A 16,571-nucleotide genomic window follows, 5' to 3' on the forward strand; every position below is an offset into this window, starting at 1 on the left:
TCGACCGGTCCTTCTCCCGAAACTCATCGGTGGGGCGGCCGGTTAATCCATGTGGCCGCCCCGCGCCCCGGACCTAGGCTCGCCTCCATGACGTCACCCGCCGCCGGCAGCATCCGCCCCTTCCGCATCGACATCCCGCAGCAGGACATCGACGACCTGCACGAGCGCCTCGACCGCGCCCGCTGGCCCGACGAGCTGCCCGGCACCGGGTGGGCGTACGGCGTACCGGCGGACTATCTGCGCGAGCTCGTCCGGCACTGGCGCCACACCTACGACTGGCGGGCCGCCGAGGCGCGGCTCAACGAATGGCCGCAGTTCACCACCACGATCGACGGCTCGACCGTGCACTTCGCCCACATCCGCTCCCCCGAGCCGGACGCCACCCCGCTGATCATCACGCACGGCTGGCCGGGCTCCGTCGTCGAGTTCCTGGACGTGGTCGGCCCGCTCACCGACCCGGCCGCGCACGGCGGCGACCCGGCCGACGCGTTCCACGTCGTCGTACCGAGCATCCCCGGCTTCGGCCTCTCCGGGCCGCCCGCCGACACGGGCTGGGAGGCGGGCCGGGTCGCCGACGCGTGGGCCGAGCTCATGGGACGACTCGGTTACGAGCGTTTCGGCGCCCAGGGCGGCGACTGGGGCGCGGCCATCTCGCGCGAGCTCGGGCGCGCCCACTCCGAGCGGGTGATCGGCGTCCATCTGAACCTGCTGCCGGGCGCGCAGCAGGCCACGGAGCCTACGCAGGAGGAGCTGGACGGGCTCGGCACCGAGGAGCAGGAGCGGACCCTGCTGTCCTGGCGCCGGTGGAGCGAGTGGTCGCGCGAGGGCACGGGGTACGCGGTCCTGCAGGCGACCCGGCCGCAGACCGTGGCGTACGCCCTGTCGGACTCGCCGGTCGGTCAACTGGCCTGGATCGTCGAGAAGTTCCAGGAGTGGACGGACTCCTCGCTGCTGCCCGAGGAGGCCGTGGACCGGGACCGGATGCTCACCAACGTGATGCTGTACTGGCTGACCGGGACGGCGGGTTCGGCCGCCCGCATCTACTACGAGCGGGCGCACGCCGAGGGGCGCGGCGCACAGCCCACCGAGCCGTCCACCGCGCCCACGGCGCTCGCCCTGTTCCCGGCCGAACCGCAACTGCCGCTGCGGCACAAGGCGGAGCGGACGGAGCATCTCGTCCGCTGGACCGAGTTCGACCGCGGCGGTCACTTCCCGGCCATGGAGGAGCCGGACCTGCTGGTCGGCGACGTGCGGGCGTTCTTCCGGCAGCTGCGCGAGAAGGGCTGAGGGGCCGCTCTGCCGGTGGCGAATCTGCCGCGGGCAGAGAAACCGCTGCTCCGGGCCGGTCCGGGCCGAGAGTGGAGTCGACGGCATCACCACTCGACGGGAGAACCGATGACTCCACTCAGCATGCTCGCGCCCCGCGCCGAGGAGGGCGACACCCCGCCCAGCCGGTTGGACGACCAGCTCGCCGCCCAGCTGCTCGGGCAGCGGATCGTCGTCCTCGGCACCCAGGTCGACGAGGTCTCCGCGAACCGGGTCTGCGCCCAGTTGCTGATCCTGTCCGCGGAGGATCCGCGCACCGACATCAGCCTGTACATCAACAGCCCGGGCGGCTCGGTGTACGCGGGACTCGCCATCTACGACACGATGCGGCTCATCCCGAACGACGTCTCGACGCTCGCCATGGGATTCGCGGCCAGCATGGGCCAGTTCCTGCTCTGCGGCGGCACACCGGGCAAGCGGTACGCCCTGCCGAACGCGCGGATCATGATGCACCAGGGGTCGGCGGGAATCGGCGGGACCACCGCCGACATCGAGATCCAGGCGGAGAACCTGGAGCACAGCAAGCGGACCATGGAGCGGCTGCTCGCCGAGAACACGGGCCAGACTCCGGAGACGATCGCGCGGGACGGCGACCGCGACCGCTGGTTCACGGCCGAACAGGCCCGGGACTACGGCATGGTGGACCAGGTCCTGGAGTCCCTCGCGGACGTCCGCCCGGCCGCCAACAAGCGACGGATGGGGCTGTGACATGGGGAACTACACGATTCCGTACGTCGTCGAGCGGACCGCGCACGGCGAGCGCTCCTCCGACGTGTTCAGCCGGCTGCTGTCGGAGCGGATCATCTTCCTCGGCACCGAGATCGACGACGGCGTCGCCAACGTCGTCATCGCGCAACTCCTCCATCTGGAGTCGGCGGCGCCCGAGAACGAGATCGCGATCTACATCAACTCCCCCGGCGGATCGTTCACCTCGCTGATGGCGATCTACGACACGATGACGTACGTACAGGCGCCGATCTCGACGATCTGCGTCGGCCAGGCCGCCTCCACCGCGGCCGTGCTGCTGGCCGGCGGGGATCCGGGGCGGCGGATCGTGCTGGAGCACGCGCGCGTGCTGCTCGGGCAGCCGGCCAGCGGCGGCAGCCGGGGCGCGATCTCCGATCTCACCCTGCAGGCGAAGGAGATGATCCGGATCCGCGCGCAGGTCGAGGAGGTGCTGTCCCGGCACACCCACCACGACATCGCGACCCTGCGCGCGGACATGGACCGCGACAAGGTGTTCACCGCCGAGGAGGCGGTGGCCTACGGGCTGGCCGACGAGGTGCTGAGCCGGCGCCTGGCGACCGTCTGAGGCGCCGGCTCCGCGAGGCCGTCAGGCGACCAGGCACAGTCCGTTGTACGGCGAAGTGGACGTGCTCCGGCCGCGGTTGGCCCGTCGGCTGTCGATCCGGACGATCTCGCCGTGCGCCCGCGAGAGCAGGTCGCCGAGACCGAGGCCGAGGGCGTGGGCGGCGGCCGCGAGGACCTCGGAGGAGGCCTCCTTGCGGCCCCGCTCGACCTCGGAGAGGTACGGCATGGAGATCCGGGCGGCGTCGGCCACGTCCTTGAGGGTGCGCTCCTGGGCGAGGCGCTCGCGCCGCAGCACGTCACCGACGAGGTCCCGCCACAGGGGCTCCCTGGGCTCCCTCTGTGGCGGCGCGGCCGGAGGCGCGGCGGCGGGGCGCTCGGTCTGCGGACGGCGAAGGGGAATGACGCGGGCTTCGTTCGGCGCTTGGCTGCTCACCCCCTCAGACTAAATTTCCTCGCCGCGAAGGGAAGGGATCGGCATTCTGCCCTGGGTGGAATCCTGGAGGCGGAGGGCGCGATGAAGGTGTTGCGGGAGACGTTCAACGAGGCGGCCGACCTGTACGACCGGGCACGGCCGCGCTATCCCGGCCCGCTGGTGCGGGAACTGGCCCGCGCGACCGCCCTGGGCCCCGAGACCCGCGTCCTGGAGATCGGCCCGGGTACCGGCCAACTCACCGTCGGACTGGCGGAGTTCGGCTGCCACATCACGGCGGTGGAACTGGGCGACGCGATGGCGACGGTGGCCAGGAAGCGCCTGCGCGCGTACCCGCGGGTCAACGTACAGACCGCGGACTTCGAGACGTGGCGACTCCCCACGGCACTCTTCGACCTGGTCGTGAGCGCGACCGCGTTCCACTGGATCGACCCGGCGGTACGGGTGGTCAAGGGAGCCCGAGCACTGCGCCCCGGCGGCCATCTCGCCCTGATCGGCACCGACCATGTCGCCGGCGGCACCGAGGAGTTCTTCACCCTGGCCCAGAACTGCTACGAACGCTGGGACCCGGCCACCCCACCCGGCCTACGCCTGCGGCCCGCCGCCGAAATCCCCCCGGGCACCGACGAGTTGACGGCCTCCCCGCTGTTCGACGAGGTCGTGGCGACCCGTCACACGCGGGACATCACCTACACCACCGACCAGTACATCGACGTCCTGCTCACCTACTCCGGCCACCGCGCGCTGGCGGAAACGGCCAGGCAGGGCCTGCTGGACTGCCTGCGGCGGCTGATCGACACCCGCTACGAAGGCCGGGTCACCAAGCGTTATCTCCACGAACTGATCGTGGCCACGCGTGGCGCGATGTGAGAGCCGCGCATGGGCCGGAGCAGGCGGGGTACCCGCATCACGAGGACCGAGGCAGACACACGTCTGACTGTGACCTACGTGGGAGAGGTAATGGATACCGCCGTGAATCGGTCGGAGGCACAGGTCGTCCACAAGACCCCCGGTACCGGCACGGGTGACGGATCACTCCCGGGCATCGAACAACCGAGTGCGGTGGCTCCGCGCGACGCGCGCGAGCTGTCCCGGCAGTTCTTCCAGCGGCTCGCCGAGCTGGAGGAGGGCACGCACGAGTACCAGTACGCGCGCAACACGCTCATCGAGATGAACATCTCACTGGTGCGCTTCGCCGCCGGCCGCTTCCGCGGGCGCGGCGACGACATGGAGGACATCGTCCAGACCGGGATGATCGGTCTGATCAAGGCGATAGACCGGTTCGAGCTGGCCCGCGAGGTCGAGTTCACCTCGTTCGCACTGCCGTACATCGTCGGCGAGATCAAGCGGTTCTTCCGGGACACCACCTGGGCCGTGCACGTACCGCGCCGGCTGCAGGAACTCCGCGTCGAGCTGGCCAAGGCGCGCGAGGAGCTCGCGAGCCGGCTGGACCGGGACCCGACGGTCGCCGAACTCGCCACGCTCATGAACATCTCCGAGGACGAGGTCGTCGAGGCACAGCTCGCCGCCAACGGCTACAACTCCTCGTCGCTGGACGCCGCCCTGACCGGCGACGGCCCCGAGGGCGGCGAGGCGGTGCTCGCCGACTTCATCGGTGTCGAGGAGGACGGGCTGCGGCTGGTCGAGGACTTCCAGTCGCTGGCCCCGCTGATGGCCGAGCTGGGCGAGCGGGACCGGCAGATCCTGCACATGCGGTTCGTGGAGGAGGCCACCCAGGCGGAGATCGGCGAACGGCTCGGCTGCTCGCAGATGCACGTGTCCCGGCTGATCAAGCGGATCATCACGCGCCTGCGCAAGGGCATGCTGGGCGAACTCGGCTGCGCCTGACCCGTACGAGCAGGTGACCGCCGTGGGTTATCGCGGCGGTCACTCGCCGTTCAGGGCGACCACTGCGCAGACCCGCTTGCCGACCGGCACCCGTTCCACGGTGACCCGCCTGGCCAGGGCGTGCACTATCTCCAGACCGTGCCGGCCGACGCGCTCGGGATCGCGCGGAAAGCGGCGCGGCAGGGCCCCGCTGCTGTCGTAGACGCACACCGTCACGGCGACGTCGGTGCCTTCGAGTTCCAGGATGTACGGGCCGTTGCTGTGCCGGTCGGCGTTGGTGACCAGCTCGCTCACCACCAGCAGGACCTCGTCCTCGGCCCGGTCGCCGATCGCGGCGCACCACTCCGTTCTCAGCCTGCCCACGAAGTGCGCGGCGAAGGCCCGCGCCTCGGCGATGCAGCCGGGTTCCCCGGTGTAGTGCGCCGCCCGCCTCAGCGGCTCCACGGGCACGTCGAAACCAGTCGGTATCACTGCCCCGCCCACGTGCTCGTTCATGCGTTTCTCTCTCGGAAGCCGGACCGGCCGGATGCTGCTGCACCAGTGCTCGTACCCCGAGCCGGGCCCCGCAGTCCCCGTCGCGGCCCGATGTGTCCGCTTACGCTCACAGCGAGGGTGAGGTCGCGGACGACACCGGAGCACTGTACGTGGTGGAGGCCGACGCGGTGTCCGTGGTGTCCGATGCCAATGGTGGCTCCGGAGGGGACGATTCCGGCGACGTTTCGGGCTTACTCGTCGGCGGCTTGGAGGACGGCGACTGCGAACTCGGCGAGGACGAGGACGGGGCGGTCGACGTCGGCGGGCACGGGGTCGTGGACGGCGTGGGCGTTCCCGGGCTCGCGCCGGGCGAGGACACGCACGGGGACGGCGAGGTGGACGACGGACTCGACGGCGCGGTCGGGGTGGTCACGCTCACCGAAGGCGAGGGCTGCACCGGCGGCTTGGTCGGCCGGTCCTGATGGCCCGTGTCGCCGCGGTGCCGGGCGATCCACGCGTCGTCGTCGGGGTCGTAGATCACGAAGATGTTGATGATCTGCGGTGCGGGCGTGACCACGACGACGTTCGAGGGCCGGTACGAGGGCCAGGAGTCGCCGGTCCGCTTCGGCGTGGTCTGCTGGGCGACGGGCGGGGTCAGCGGGTTGCCGCAGGCGCAGCGCGCGCGGGGTACGCCGTGGCCGTCGACGAGGACGGCGGTGCCGGACTGGAGGACGGCCTGGTAGCCGGTGGCGGCGCCGTTGCGGTAGCCGTGGTTGGTGACGCGGGTGTCCATGCGCAGCTGGACGGGGGTGAGGGAGCGCAGGTAGGCCGGGACCCGGTCCGGCTGGATGCCCTCGACGGAGGCGAAGGCCTGGTTCTTGGCCGGGTCGGCCTGGAGGTACTTGATCTGTTTCTCGACGTCGCAGCTGGAGACGTTGCGGCTGCCGCCGTACAGGCCGGCCGCGCCGCCGTCGACACCCCGTACCGCGTTCGCCGGGGCCGATTCGGTGGCGGGGGCGGCGGAGACGGGGGCGGCGGAGCTGTCCTTGGCCGTGGACTCGGTGAACGGGTCGGGGCCGGTCTTGCTCGCGGACTGCAGGAAGACCTCGCCCGAACCGGAGGCGCCGGAGCCGGAGCCGCCGTCGGAACGGGTGAACACGACGGCCAGCACCACGGCGGCGACGACCGCGGTGGTGAGCACGGCGACCCGGGGCGCGGACTTCCACCAGGGCCGGTGGGGTTCCGGCGAGGGCGTGCCGCCGCTGCCGCCCGGTGGCTGCGAGGGCGGGCCCGAGGGCGGCTGGGAGGGGCCCGACAGCGGGCCGGAGGGGGGTCCTGTGGGGCGGCCGGAGGACGGCGGTTCGACACTCACGAGCTCTTCTTCCCTACGCGGGTTTACAGCGACTTGCCCCGAGTTACACAGCTATGCCGAATAGCTCCCCCATTGTGTGCTCCGGTCCCGGGCGGCCCGCAAGCCGACGCGGACGGACCTCCCGGCGGGCGGAGGCCGCGGGTGCTGCTTAGCGTGGCAAGAGTGAGCCCGCGAACCCCCTCCGACCTGCCCGTTGCCCGCCATGGCTGGGTGCAGGCACTGGCCGCGGTGCTGGCCGCTCTGCTCGCCATGGGAGTCGTGGCAGCGCTGGGGCTGTGGGCGGCCGGGGCGGGCGATCTGCCGGACCGAGCGTTCCCGCGGGTCGTCACGGCGACCGTCGTCACGGCCGTCGGCGGCACCATCGAACTGTCGGGGAACGCGGGCGGGCTGGCCAAGTCGGACGCCGGACTGACCGTGATCCCTCTCTCCGTCACACTGGTCGGCGCGCTGGTCCTGGCGGCGGGTTTTCTACGGCCGCTGCGGCACCGGGCGGTCGCCGGGGCGCCGGAGCTGGCGGGCTGGGCCGCCCGGATCGCCGTGCTGTGGGTGCTCGCGCTGCTCGGCCTGTCCCTCACGGCGCGCCAGAACTTCACGCTCTCCCTCGGCAACGGCACGGCCAGCGACCTCGGCGACCTGTTCGGCGTGTCCCCGAAGATCGGCTTCAAGACGGACGTACCGCAGACCCTGCTCTTCGGCCTCCTCTGGCTGGCCGGCGTCCTGCTGCTGGCCCTGCTGGTCTCACGCGGGGCGCCGCTGCCGGGGCGGCTGCTGCGCTTCCAGGAATCGGTGCGCCCGGCCGCGTACGCGATGGTCGTCCTGCTGCTCGCCTACGTGGCGCTGGGCGTGGCCATCGGGCTGGTGACCGCGATCGCGCGCGGCCACCAGGTCGAGACACTGGCCGTGATCCTCCTGGGCCTGCCGAACCTGGTCTGGCTGGCGTTCACGCTCGGCCTCGGCGCGACCTGGACGGGCCGGGTGCAGGGCCCGTTCGGCCTGCCCATGCCGCACGTCCTGGACGAGGTCCTGCGCACCAAGGACGTCTCCACCCTCAACCTCGGCACCCTCTCCGACTACGACGGCCGGGTGTGGTGGCTCGTGGCCGTGGACGCGGTGTTCCTCCTGGCCGCCGCCTTCGTGATGGCGGCCCGCTCCCCCGCCCGCGTCCGCGCCTGGCAGCACGCCCTGCACATGGCGGTCGCCCTGACCCTGACGGTCCTGATGATCTGCCTCCTGTGCCGCATCTCCGCCCACTACGGCCTGTCGGTCCTGGGCATCGGCGACCTCGGCGGCGACCTGTCCGGCGACCTGTTCCTCAAGCCGAAACTCTGGTCGGCCCTGGGCCTGGCGGCCGTGTGGGGCTTGGTGACGGGCTTCCTGGGCGCACTGCTGGCACGACCGGTACGGCGGCGGGGGCCCGCCGAAAAGGAGTGGGACGGATGACCCGGCCCATGGGAGTGTGCGCCGAGTCGAGGAAGGGACACGACATGGCGCCGGCTCTCGAAGACCGCCTGGCCGTCACGGAGTTGACCGCACTCCACGGCCACCGGGTCGACGACGGGCAACTGGACCGAACCGGTGGCGCGTCACGTGACCAACGCGGGTCCGTGACGTACGAGGACGTCGTGGTGCGGGTCGGTGGGGGCTGGCGTATCCGCCGACGCAAGATCGTGGCCCGGCGGGTGCCGCTCAGCGGAGTGGGTCGGGAGGTCTGAAGACCGGCTCCGCCCAGCGGGGCGGGGGCTGTGGGGGCTCCTCCGCCACCCTCATGGCCACCTCGGTCGGCGGGTGGTCCAGGGGGGTCTCGCCCGTCGTGGCCGTGCGCAGGGCCGTGACGAAGGCGCGGCAGGAGTCGTGGCGGTCGTCCGGGGACTTAGCCATGGCCCTCGCGAACACCGCGTCGGTCTCGGGGGTGAGGTCGGGGCGGAATTCCGTCAGTGGGGGCGGTTCGTCGTACTGGTGGGCCCACAGCAGGGCCATGTCGTCGTCGCGGCGGAACGGCGGGCGGCCCGCGAGGGACTCGAAGACGACGCACGCGAAGCCGTAGACGTCGCAGCGCCCGTCGACCGGGCGGCCGGAGATCTGCTCGGGGGCCACGTAGTCGAGGGTGCCGACGAACTGGCCGACGCTGGTGAAGCCGGTCAGGGAGAGGGACTTCTTCGTCAGGCCGAAGTCCGTGAGATAGGCGTGCTCGGGGTGGTCGCTGTCCGTGCCGCGGGCGACCAGGATGTTGCCGGGCTTCACATCCCGGTGGACCAGCCCGTGCTCGTGGGCCGCGTCCAGCGCCGAGGCCACCTGGGCGGCGATGCGCAGGGCGGCCGAGGGCGCGAGCGGGCCCCGCCGGTCGAGGAGATGACGCAGGTCGCTGCCCTCGACGTACCGCATGGCGATGTAGAGGACGCCGTCGGTCTCCCCGGCCTCGTACACCGGCACGATGTGCGGGTGGTCGATCGCGGCGGCCGCCCGGGACTCGTGGGTGAAGCGGAGCCGGAACGTGTCGTTGCGGGCGAGTTCCGGGGCGAGCAGCTTGAGCGCGACGGTGCGTTCGAGGCGCAGGTCGCGGGCGCGGTAGACGACGGCCATGCCGCCGCGCCCGATCTCGCGCTCGATCCGGTACCCGGCGACCTGTCGGCCGATCAGCTCGGAGGGGCGGCCGGAGAACAGGCTCGTGTCACGGGCCATCGGGCGTCACGACCTGCGTGGGGGCGTGCCCGGGGTCCGGGGCCGCCGCGCGGGGCCCGTCGTCGGCGGCGAAGGTGTTCACGCGTTTCCCGTCGCCGTACACCCACCGCCCCCGCTCGGTGTCGTACAGCCAGACGGACTCGCCGTCGACGACGATGCCGATGCGCAGTCCGCGGGTGCGGACGCGGAAGGACTCGCCGTCGAGGCCGCCGCCCGCGAGCTCCTCGAGCGCCGTCCGGTAGTGCGCGAGGGTCTGTTCGGCCCGGGCGAGCAGGGGGCGCGGATCGGCGGTGCGGGCCTGGGGGCCGCCGGTGGCGGGCGGGTCCTGTGGTACGGCGACCAGGAAGCGGCCGTCGACCCAGGCGGACCAGCCGTTGGCGCACAGGACGTGCGCCCAGTCGCCGCGCCGCTCGACGAGCTGGACGGGCAGCAGCGGGTCGAGGGGCACGGTGGGCCGGGCCGGGTCGGGGCTCTCCCAGGCGGGCATGCCGTGCTGGGGGACGACGTGGGTGGGCCGGAAGCCGGGAGTGGTCATCGGGGCGCCTACTTCCGCAGCACGGCGGGTTCGTGCCGGCGCAGCAGCCGGGAGACGGCGTACCCGAAGACCGCCGACAGCACCACCAGCATGGCGATGTTCAGCAGCCACACCCCGGCCGAGTGCTTGAACAGCGGGTCGCCGGTCAGCTCGCCCGGCACGATCCGGGCCAGCCCGACGGTCCCGGCCATCGCGCCGAGCGCCCACCTCGAGGGCACCAGCCAGGACAGCTGCTCCAGGCCGGGCACCCCGTGCAGTTTCAGCAGGGCACCGCAGAAGACCACTTGGACGATGGCGAGCAGCACGAGCAGCGGCATCGTCACCTCCTCCTTGCGCACCAGCGCGGAGACCAGCAGACCGAGCATCATCGCGGTGAAGGCCAACAGGGCGACGGCGACGGTGATTTCGACCAGGGGCGGCATCAACACGCCCTCGCCGCCCGGCGCGTTGAGGTCGACGCCGAGCAGCGCGACCAGGGTCAGCACCACCGCCTGCAGCACGGTGACCGTCCCGAGCACGACGACCTTCGACATCAGGTACGCCGATCTGGACAGGCCCACGGCTCGCTCGCGTTGGTAGATGCTGCGTTCCTTGACGAGTTCGCGCACGGCGTTGGCCGCGCCGGTGAGGACTCCGCCGACGCACAGGATGAGCAGCGCGTTCATCGCCGTCTCCTGCGTGAGCTTGCTGCCCGCGAGGGCCCGCGCCATGGCGCCCATCACGAACGGCAGGGCGATCATGATCACGAGGAAGGTCCGGTCCGCGCCGAGGGCGGCGGTGTAGCGGCGGACGAGCGTGCCGAGCTGGGCGCCCCGGCTGCGCGGCCGGGCGGGCGGGGTGATCACGACCGGGCCTGAGCGGGGCACGCGGGGCTGGGCGGTGGCCTCGGTGACGTAGCGCCGGTGGAAGGGCGAGAGGCGGAAGTCGCCCGCCCAGTCGCGGTCCTGGTCGCGCTCGAAGGCCTCGAAGGCCTCCGGCCACTGCTCGAAGCCGAAGTAGGCGAGGGCGTCCTCGGGCGGGCCGTAGTAGGCGACCTTGCCGCCGGGCGCGAGGACGAGCAGCCGGTCGCACACGTCGAGGCTCAGCACGCTGTGGGTGACGACGATGACGGTGCGGCCGTCGTCGGCGAGGCCGCGCAGCATGTGCATCACCGAGCGGTCCATGCCGGGGTCCAGACCGGAGGTCGGCTCGTCGAGGAAGAGCAGGGAGGGCTTCGTCAGCAGCTCCAGGGCGACGCTGACCCGCTTGCGCTGGCCGCCGGAGAGGCTGTGCACGGGCTGGTCGGCGCGCTGCTCCAGACCGAGTTCGCGGATGACCTCGTCGACCCGGGCCCGCCGCTCGGCCTTCGCGGTGTCCTGCGGGAAGCGGAGTTCGGCGGCGTACGACAGGGCGCTGCGGACGGTGAGCTGGGCGTGCAGGATGTCGTCCTGCGGGACCAGGCCGATGCGCTGGCGCAGCTCGGCGTAGTCGCGGTAGAGGTCGCGGCCGTCGTAGAGGACCGTGCCGTGGTCGGCGGGCCGCTGCCCGGTCAGCGCGCCCAGGAGCGTGGACTTGCCGGCGCCGCTCGGGCCGACGACCGCGAGCAGGCACTTCTCCCCCACCGGGAACGACACGTGGTCGAGCAGCGTCTTGCGGCCGCGGTCGACGGCGACCGCGAGGTCCTGCACGTCGAGGGAGACCTCGCCGGTGTCGACGTACTCCTGCAACTGGTCGCCCACCAGGCAGAACGCCGAGTGGCCGATGCCGACGACGTCACCGGGGCCGAGCGGGGCGAGGGTGACGGCCGCGCCGTTGAGGAAGGTGCCGTTGTGGCTGCCCAGGTCGGCGATCTCGTACGTGCCGTCGGGCAGGGCGCGCAGTTCGGCGTGGTGCCGGGAGACGACGAGGTCGTCGATGACGAGGTCGTTGTCGGCGGCCCGGCCGATGCGGACGGTGCGGGTGGGCAGCGGCCGTACGGTGGTGGGCTGCCGGAAGGTGCCGGTCAGGCCCGGCATCGAGACCCCCGAGGGGCGCTCACGGACCGGCACCGGGAGGCTGGCCAGCACGGCGCAGGGGCCGTCGGCCGGGCTGCCGAAGCGGATGACGGAGCCGGGGCCGACGCCCCACTCGTGGACGCGGCGGCCGTCGGCGAAGGTGCCGTTGGTGCTGTTCTCGTCCTCGATGGTCCAGTGGTCGTCCTCGGGCCGCAGCACCGCGTGGTGCCAGGAGACCCGGGCGTCGTCGATGACGATGTCGCACAGCGGGTCGCGGCCCACGTGGTAGTCGTGGCTCGGGCTCATCACCGTGGAGCCCGACTCGGTCTCCAGGACGAGTTCGGGCGCAGTCGGCATGACCGGCCGCTCCGCCATGCGGGAAATTCTACCGATTCGTCCACATGTGCGCCTGGCGCGGGATGCGGCCTCGCCCCGGATCAGCCGACCGGCAGGAAGAGCGCCGGGGTGACCCGCTGCATGCGCAGGGCGTCGATGGACTCGGCCAGCAGCTCGTACTCCGTGGTCTCGTCGCTGATGGCCAGCCGCACCAGCCGGCCGGCCGCCAACTCGTCCGCCACCAGCTCCTGTTGGCTGTCGTCGGCGCACCACACGCGCAGCACGGCGGGCACGTCCGGGACGGTGTCGGCGACGGGGACGAGCGAGCTCGGCGGGAAGTGCTCGGCCTCGGGCCGCGGGTCGAGGCGGTCGGCGATCCAGTTGGCGCGATCGCGCAGCCACCACAGGGCGAGGGCGAGGGTGGGGGCCCGGTAGGTGCCGAGGGGCACCCCGATGCGCTCGCCGCCGCAGACTCCGTACGCGGTGACGTGGCATAAGAACTCGTCGTGCACGTTCCACACTCCCCCGTGGCTCGTTCGCCGGTCGGCGGCCTCGCTTTCCCTCCGGCTCATGTGCTGTGCGTGACGGGCTCTTCGCTCGCCGTGAAGTCCCTATGACTGATGAGTATGTTCACTACTGAAACACTGTCACCACGACTTTCCGGCCAGTCTCCTGGCATATTCACAGGGGCTGTTGGCCGAAATGCAGCGCCCGCCGCCATTACCCGAGGGGTAATCGACCGTACGGGCCGCCGCGGGCATGGTTGTCGTACCGGGTCGCCGGAGCGTGAATCCCGGTCCTGACCAGCAGTTACGACCTCGATGGAGGCTGATCGACCATGTCCGCGAACACCAACCGTCACGAGATCGCCGTCGCCCGCTACTTCGAGGCCTGGAACGCGGCCGAGCCCGAGGAGCTGGCCAAGGCGGTGGCCGCCGCCTGGACCGCGGACGGCTCCTACACCGACCCTCTGGCCGACGTCGGCGGGCACGAGCAGATCGCGGCCGTGGTAGCCGCGGCCCATGAGCAGTTCCCGGGTTTCGCCTTCCGCTTGGCGGGCGCGGTGGACGGCCACCACGACACGGCGCGCTTCTCCTGGGAGCTGGTGAACGAGGCCGACGGTTCGGCGCCGGTGGCCGGTTTCGACGTGATCACGCTGGACTCCGACAGCCGGATCCGCTCCGTGCTGGGCTTCCTGGACCGGGTGCCCGCGGGGGCCTGAGCGCCGCCGACGAGTTTTCGCGCTCGCGGTGGTCTGTCGAGTGTCCGGCCACCGCGAGCGGAGGAGGAGCAGCTCAGCTCCTGGTCGCCTCCCGGTAGCGCCGGGGCGCTACGCCGACCGTCCGCTTGAAGGCGTTGCTGAAGGCGCTCTCGGAGGTGTAACCGACGGAGCGGGCGAGCGCCGCGACCGGGGCCGTGTCCTGGCGCAGGGCGCGGGCGGCCAGGCTCATGCGCCAGTTCAGGAGGTACGTCAGGGGCGGCACCCCGGCCGCCTCCTTGAACCGTACGGCGAAGGTGGTCCGGGACATCGCGGCGGCGCGGGCCAGCTCCTCCAGCTGCCAGGGGTGTGCCGGGTCGCCGTGCATCAGCCGCAGCGCCGGGGCCAGCCGCCCGTCGGCCAGGGCGCGCAGCCAGCCGGGCGGCAGCCCCTCCGCCTCGGCGAGGCAGACCCTGAGCACCTGGACGAACATCAGCTGGGCGAGCTGGTCCGAGGCGAACTCGACGCCGGACCGGCGCGTCTTCATCTCGGTCACCAGCTGACCGGTCAGCCAGCGCAGGACCGGCGCCTCGGCCGCGTCGGCCCGTACGTGGATCAGCTCGGGCAGGGCCCGCCGCAGCAGTTCGCCGCTGTCCCGGCTGAGGTCGATGTGCCCGGAGACGCAGGCGACCTCCTCGCCCTCACCGAGCCGTCCCATGCGGGTGCCGGGGTCCATCTCGACCTGGTCGGAGCTGACCGGCTCGATGCCGGGAGCGCTGCACAGCACGTACGGGCGTCTGCCGTCGGAGACGACGATGTCGCCCTCGACCAGCGACAGGGGCTCCCCGCCGCCCGGCGGAACCATCAGGCACCGGCCCCGCACGACCGCGTTGACCTTCAGCTTGTCGCGCCCCTCCAGCCGGATGGCCCAGCTGCCGCCGGCCGTGAAACCACCGGAGAACACGCTGCGGGCGTCGGCGACGGCGAGGGCGTCGGAGAGCGGGTCCGCGGACATGCTCGAACTATCACGCAAGTAATGCGGATTCTCAAGCATTCATCGTACGGATCCGCGTGCCTACGGTGGCATGGACGGCTCACACAGAGGAGTTACGCACCATGTCCACCGCACAGCAGCCCCTCCCCTCCGGCTTCGGCGCCGCCTCCACCACCGAGGAGGTGATCAAGGGCGTCGACCTGACCGGCAAGGTCGCGATCGTCACCGGCGGCTACTCCGGCATCGGCCTGGAGACCGCCCGCGTCCTGCGCTCCGCCGGCGCCGAGGTCGTCGTACCGGCGCGCGACCTGGAGCGGGCGCGGGCCGCGCTCAAGGACGTACCCGGGGCGGAGGTCGAGTATCTGGACCTGCTCGACCCGGGATCGATCGACGCCTTCGCGGAGAAGTTCCTGGCCTCGGGGCGTCCGCTGCACATCCTCGTCAACAGCGCGGGGATCATGGCGACTCCGCTGACCCGGGACGCGCGCGGGTACGAGGTGCAGTTCGCCACCAACCACCTCGGTCACTTCCAGTTGGTACGGCGCCTGTGGCCCGCGCTGGTCGCCGCCGATGGCGCGCGGGTCGTGGTCGTGTCGTCGCGGGGCATCCGCTTCGGCGGTGTCGACTTCGACGATCTGCACTTCGGGCACCGGCCCTACGAGCCGTTCGTCGCCTACGGCCAGTCGAAGACGGCCAACGCGCTGTTCGCCGTGGAGCTGGACCGGCGCGGTCGGGCCGAGGGCGTACGGGCCTTCGCCGTGCACCCCGGCATCATCATCGACACCGGGCTGATCAAGCACCTCGACCCGGAGGTCGTCCGGGCCTCGGGCACGGTCGACGAGGACGGCAGGCCCGTCATCGACCCCGAGCGCCAGTGGAAGACGGTGCAGCAGGGCGCGGCCACCGGCGTGTGGTGCGCGGCCAGCCCCCAACTGGCCGGTCTCGGCGGGGTCTTCTGCGAGAACTGCGACGTGAGCCCGCTGGTGACGCCCGAGACCGAGGCCGCCTGGTACGAGAGCGAGCAGACGCCCGGCGTGCTGCCGTACGCTGTGGACCCAGAGGCGGCGGCCCGCCTCTGGGAGGTCAGCGAGGGGCTGATCACGGCTCGATGATCGCGTCGATGCGGGCCAGTTCGTCCGCGTCGAAGTCGAGGTTGCGGGTGGCCGCGACGCTGTCCTCGATCTGCTGGGCGCTGCTCGCGCCGACCAGCGCGGAGGTGACGCGGCCGCCGCGCAGGACCCAGGCCAGGGCGAGCTGTGCAAGGGTCTGGCCGCGGCCCTTGGCGATCTCGTCGAGGGCCCGGAGTCTGGCCACCAGGTCCTCGGTGACCGCGTCCGAGTTCAGGAACGGGCTGTCGCTCGCCGCCCGCGAACCCTCCGGGATGCCGTCGAGGTAGCGGGAGGAGAGGAGGCCCTGCTCCAGCGGGGAGAAGACGATGGAGCCGACCTGGAGCTCGTCGAGGGCGTCGAGGAGGCCGCCCTCCTCGGGGCGCCGGTCGAGCATCGAGTAGCGCGGCTGGTGGATGAGCAGCGGGGTGCCGAGCTCGCCGAGGATGCGGGCGGCCTCGCGGGTCTGCTCCGCCGAGTAGTTGGAGATGCCGACGTACAGCGCCTTGCCCTGCTGGACCGCGGAGTGCAGGGCGCCCATCGTCTCCTCCAGGGGAGTCTCCGGGTCGGGGCGGTGCGAGTAGAAGATGTCGACGTAGTCCAGGCCCATCCGCGCGAGGCTCTGGTCCAGCGAGGACAGCAGGTACTTGCGCGAACCCCACTCGCCGTACGGGCCGGGCCACATCAGATAGCCGGCCTTGGTGGAGATCACCAGCTCGTCGCGGTACGGCCCGAAGTCCGTCTTCAGGAACCCGCCGAGCGCGGACTCGGCGGCGCCGGGCGGCGGGCCGTAGTTGTTGGCCAGGTCGAAGTGGGTGACGCCGAGGTCGAAGGCGCGGCGCAGGATGGCCCGCTGGGTCTCGACCGAGCGGTCGGGCCCGAAGTTGTGCCACAGGCCGAGCGAGATCGCGGGCAGCTTCAGGCCGCTGCGGCCGGTGCGCCGGTAGGGCAGGTCCGCGTAACGGTCGGGGTGTGCGGTGTACAACGCG

At 72.0% G+C, this 16,571-nt stretch carries 18 protein-coding genes; 9 read left to right on the top strand and 9 right to left on the bottom strand.

Features of this window, described 5'->3' with window-relative positions; genetic code table 11:
• Window positions 1-87: 87 nt before the first annotated feature.
• From ABZ848_RS29075 to ABZ848_RS29085, 3 genes are all read left to right on the top strand, one after another.
• On the top strand, window positions 88-1,287 hold the full coding sequence (locus ABZ848_RS29075; RefSeq protein ID WP_360836624.1) for an epoxide hydrolase family protein: 1,200 nt from the start codon (window positions 88-90) through the stop codon (window positions 1,285-1,287).
• 108 nt (window positions 1,288-1,395) lie between these two features.
• Complete coding sequence (locus tag ABZ848_RS29080) at window positions 1,396-2,034, top strand: ATP-dependent Clp protease proteolytic subunit (RefSeq protein ID WP_360836626.1); 639 nt, start codon at window positions 1,396-1,398, stop codon at window positions 2,032-2,034.
• 1 nt (window position 2,035) lies between these two features.
• Window positions 2,036-2,638 (top strand): ATP-dependent Clp protease proteolytic subunit, encoded by a 603-nt coding sequence (locus ABZ848_RS29085; protein WP_360836627.1) that lies wholly within the window; start codon window positions 2,036-2,038, stop codon window positions 2,636-2,638.
• A 21-nt stretch (window positions 2,639-2,659) separates the two neighbouring features.
• Here the strand turns inward: ABZ848_RS29085 and ABZ848_RS29090 are convergent, their stop codons facing one another.
• Window positions 2,660-3,070 (bottom strand): helix-turn-helix transcriptional regulator, encoded by a 411-nt coding sequence (locus ABZ848_RS29090; protein ID WP_360836629.1) that lies wholly within the window; start codon window positions 3,068-3,070, stop codon window positions 2,660-2,662.
• Window positions 3,071-3,157: 87 nt separating this feature from the next.
• On the opposite strand from ABZ848_RS29090, the gene ABZ848_RS29095 reads away from it, so the two are divergent.
• Together ABZ848_RS29095 and ABZ848_RS29100 are read left to right on the top strand one after the other, a co-directional pair.
• On the top strand, window positions 3,158-3,937 hold the full coding sequence (locus ABZ848_RS29095; protein ID WP_360836914.1) for a methyltransferase domain-containing protein: 780 nt from the start codon (window positions 3,158-3,160) through the stop codon (window positions 3,935-3,937).
• Window positions 3,938-4,027: 90 nt separating this feature from the next.
• Window positions 4,028-4,915: an RNA polymerase sigma factor SigF gene (locus ABZ848_RS29100; RefSeq protein WP_360836631.1), complete on the top strand. Its 888-nt coding sequence runs from the start codon at window positions 4,028-4,030 to the stop codon at window positions 4,913-4,915.
• 39 nt (window positions 4,916-4,954) lie between these two features.
• Here ABZ848_RS29100 and ABZ848_RS29105 read toward each other — a convergent pair whose 3' ends face one another.
• Window positions 4,955-5,410 (bottom strand): ATP-binding protein, encoded by a 456-nt coding sequence (locus ABZ848_RS29105; protein ID WP_360836633.1) that lies wholly within the window; start codon window positions 5,408-5,410, stop codon window positions 4,955-4,957.
• Between the two features lie 106 nt (window positions 5,411-5,516).
• Complete coding sequence (locus ABZ848_RS29110) at window positions 5,517-6,761, bottom strand: DUF6777 domain-containing protein (protein ID WP_360836634.1); 1,245 nt, start codon at window positions 6,759-6,761, stop codon at window positions 5,517-5,519.
• 162 nt (window positions 6,762-6,923) lie between these two features.
• On the opposite strand from ABZ848_RS29110, the gene ABZ848_RS29115 reads away from it, so the two are divergent.
• Together ABZ848_RS29115 and ABZ848_RS29120 are read left to right on the top strand one after the other, a co-directional pair.
• On the top strand, window positions 6,924-8,201 hold the full coding sequence (locus ABZ848_RS29115; protein ID WP_360836635.1) for a streptophobe family protein: 1,278 nt from the start codon (window positions 6,924-6,926) through the stop codon (window positions 8,199-8,201).
• On the top strand, window positions 8,198-8,473 hold the full coding sequence (locus ABZ848_RS29120; RefSeq protein ID WP_360836636.1) for a hypothetical protein: 276 nt from the start codon (window positions 8,198-8,200) through the stop codon (window positions 8,471-8,473). The genes ABZ848_RS29115 and ABZ848_RS29120 overlap by 4 nt, the downstream gene beginning before the upstream one ends.
• Here ABZ848_RS29120 and ABZ848_RS29125 read toward each other — a convergent pair.
• From ABZ848_RS29125 to ABZ848_RS29140, 4 genes are all read right to left on the bottom strand, one after another.
• Window positions 8,448-9,440 carry a serine/threonine-protein kinase gene (locus tag ABZ848_RS29125; RefSeq protein WP_360836638.1) on the bottom strand — a complete coding sequence of 331 codons (993 nt, stop codon included), beginning with the start codon at window positions 9,438-9,440 and terminating at the stop codon, window positions 8,448-8,450. The two genes, ABZ848_RS29120 and ABZ848_RS29125, sit on opposite strands and share 26 nt — an antisense overlap.
• Window positions 9,430-9,975: a hypothetical protein gene (locus tag ABZ848_RS29130; RefSeq protein WP_360836640.1), complete on the bottom strand. Its 546-nt coding sequence runs from the start codon at window positions 9,973-9,975 to the stop codon at window positions 9,430-9,432. The genes ABZ848_RS29125 and ABZ848_RS29130 overlap by 11 nt, the downstream gene beginning before the upstream one ends.
• An 8-nt stretch (window positions 9,976-9,983) precedes the next feature.
• The gene (locus tag ABZ848_RS29135) at window positions 9,984-12,323 is read right to left on the bottom strand and encodes an FHA domain-containing protein (RefSeq protein WP_360836642.1); all 2,340 of its coding nucleotides are present in this window, start codon (window positions 12,321-12,323) and stop codon (window positions 9,984-9,986) included.
• A gap of 62 nt (window positions 12,324-12,385) precedes the next feature.
• On the bottom strand, window positions 12,386-12,796 hold the full coding sequence (locus ABZ848_RS29140) for a hypothetical protein (protein ID WP_360836915.1): 411 nt from the start codon (window positions 12,794-12,796) through the stop codon (window positions 12,386-12,388).
• 326 nt (window positions 12,797-13,122) lie between these two features.
• Here ABZ848_RS29140 and ABZ848_RS29145 point away from each other — a divergent pair, with 326 nt between their 5' ends.
• On the top strand, window positions 13,123-13,506 hold the full coding sequence (locus ABZ848_RS29145; RefSeq protein WP_360836644.1) for a nuclear transport factor 2 family protein: 384 nt from the start codon (window positions 13,123-13,125) through the stop codon (window positions 13,504-13,506).
• Between the two features lie 73 nt (window positions 13,507-13,579).
• On the opposite strand, the gene ABZ848_RS29150 is transcribed toward ABZ848_RS29145, so the two are convergent.
• Window positions 13,580-14,497 (bottom strand): AraC family transcriptional regulator, encoded by a 918-nt coding sequence (locus ABZ848_RS29150; RefSeq protein WP_360836646.1) that lies wholly within the window; start codon window positions 14,495-14,497, stop codon window positions 13,580-13,582.
• A 101-nt stretch (window positions 14,498-14,598) separates the two neighbouring features.
• Here ABZ848_RS29150 and ABZ848_RS29155 point away from each other — a divergent pair, with 101 nt between their 5' ends.
• On the top strand, window positions 14,599-15,588 hold the full coding sequence (locus ABZ848_RS29155; RefSeq protein ID WP_360836648.1) for an oxidoreductase: 990 nt from the start codon (window positions 14,599-14,601) through the stop codon (window positions 15,586-15,588).
• On the opposite strand, the gene mgrA is transcribed toward ABZ848_RS29155, so the two are convergent.
• Complete coding sequence (gene mgrA, locus ABZ848_RS29160) at window positions 15,575-16,567, bottom strand: L-glyceraldehyde 3-phosphate reductase (protein WP_360836650.1); 993 nt, start codon at window positions 16,565-16,567, stop codon at window positions 15,575-15,577. The two genes, ABZ848_RS29155 and mgrA, sit on opposite strands and share 14 nt — an antisense overlap.
• Between the last annotated feature and the right edge of the window lie 4 nt (window positions 16,568-16,571).

Source organism: Streptomyces sp. NPDC047081 (assembly GCF_040643775.1).
Classification (GTDB): domain Bacteria; phylum Actinomycetota; class Actinomycetes; order Streptomycetales; family Streptomycetaceae; genus Streptomyces.

Coding starts and splice junctions, on each gene's coding strand:
- ABZ848_RS29105 (WP_360836633.1), bottom strand. CDS start 5,410: ATGAACGAGCACGTGGGCGGGGCAGTGATACCGACTGGTTTCGACGTG.
- ABZ848_RS29125 (WP_360836638.1), bottom strand. CDS start 9,440: ATGGCCCGTGACACGAGCCTGTTCTCCGGCCGCCCCTCCGAGCTGATC.
- ABZ848_RS29075 (WP_360836624.1), top strand. CDS start 88: ATGACGTCACCCGCCGCCGGCAGCATCCGCCCCTTCCGCATCGACATC.
- ABZ848_RS29130 (WP_360836640.1), bottom strand. CDS start 9,975: ATGACCACTCCCGGCTTCCGGCCCACCCACGTCGTCCCCCAGCACGGC.
- ABZ848_RS29100 (WP_360836631.1), top strand. CDS start 4,028: ATGGATACCGCCGTGAATCGGTCGGAGGCACAGGTCGTCCACAAGACC.
- ABZ848_RS29145 (WP_360836644.1), top strand. CDS start 13,123: ATGTCCGCGAACACCAACCGTCACGAGATCGCCGTCGCCCGCTACTTC.
- ABZ848_RS29080 (WP_360836626.1), top strand. CDS start 1,396: ATGACTCCACTCAGCATGCTCGCGCCCCGCGCCGAGGAGGGCGACACC.
- ABZ848_RS29150 (WP_360836646.1), bottom strand. CDS start 14,497: ATGTCCGCGGACCCGCTCTCCGACGCCCTCGCCGTCGCCGACGCCCGC.
- ABZ848_RS29155 (WP_360836648.1), top strand. CDS start 14,599: ATGTCCACCGCACAGCAGCCCCTCCCCTCCGGCTTCGGCGCCGCCTCC.
- ABZ848_RS29120 (WP_360836636.1), top strand. CDS start 8,198: ATGACCCGGCCCATGGGAGTGTGCGCCGAGTCGAGGAAGGGACACGAC.
- ABZ848_RS29135 (WP_360836642.1), bottom strand. CDS start 12,323: ATGGCGGAGCGGCCGGTCATGCCGACTGCGCCCGAACTCGTCCTGGAG.
- ABZ848_RS29085 (WP_360836627.1), top strand. CDS start 2,036: ATGGGGAACTACACGATTCCGTACGTCGTCGAGCGGACCGCGCACGGC.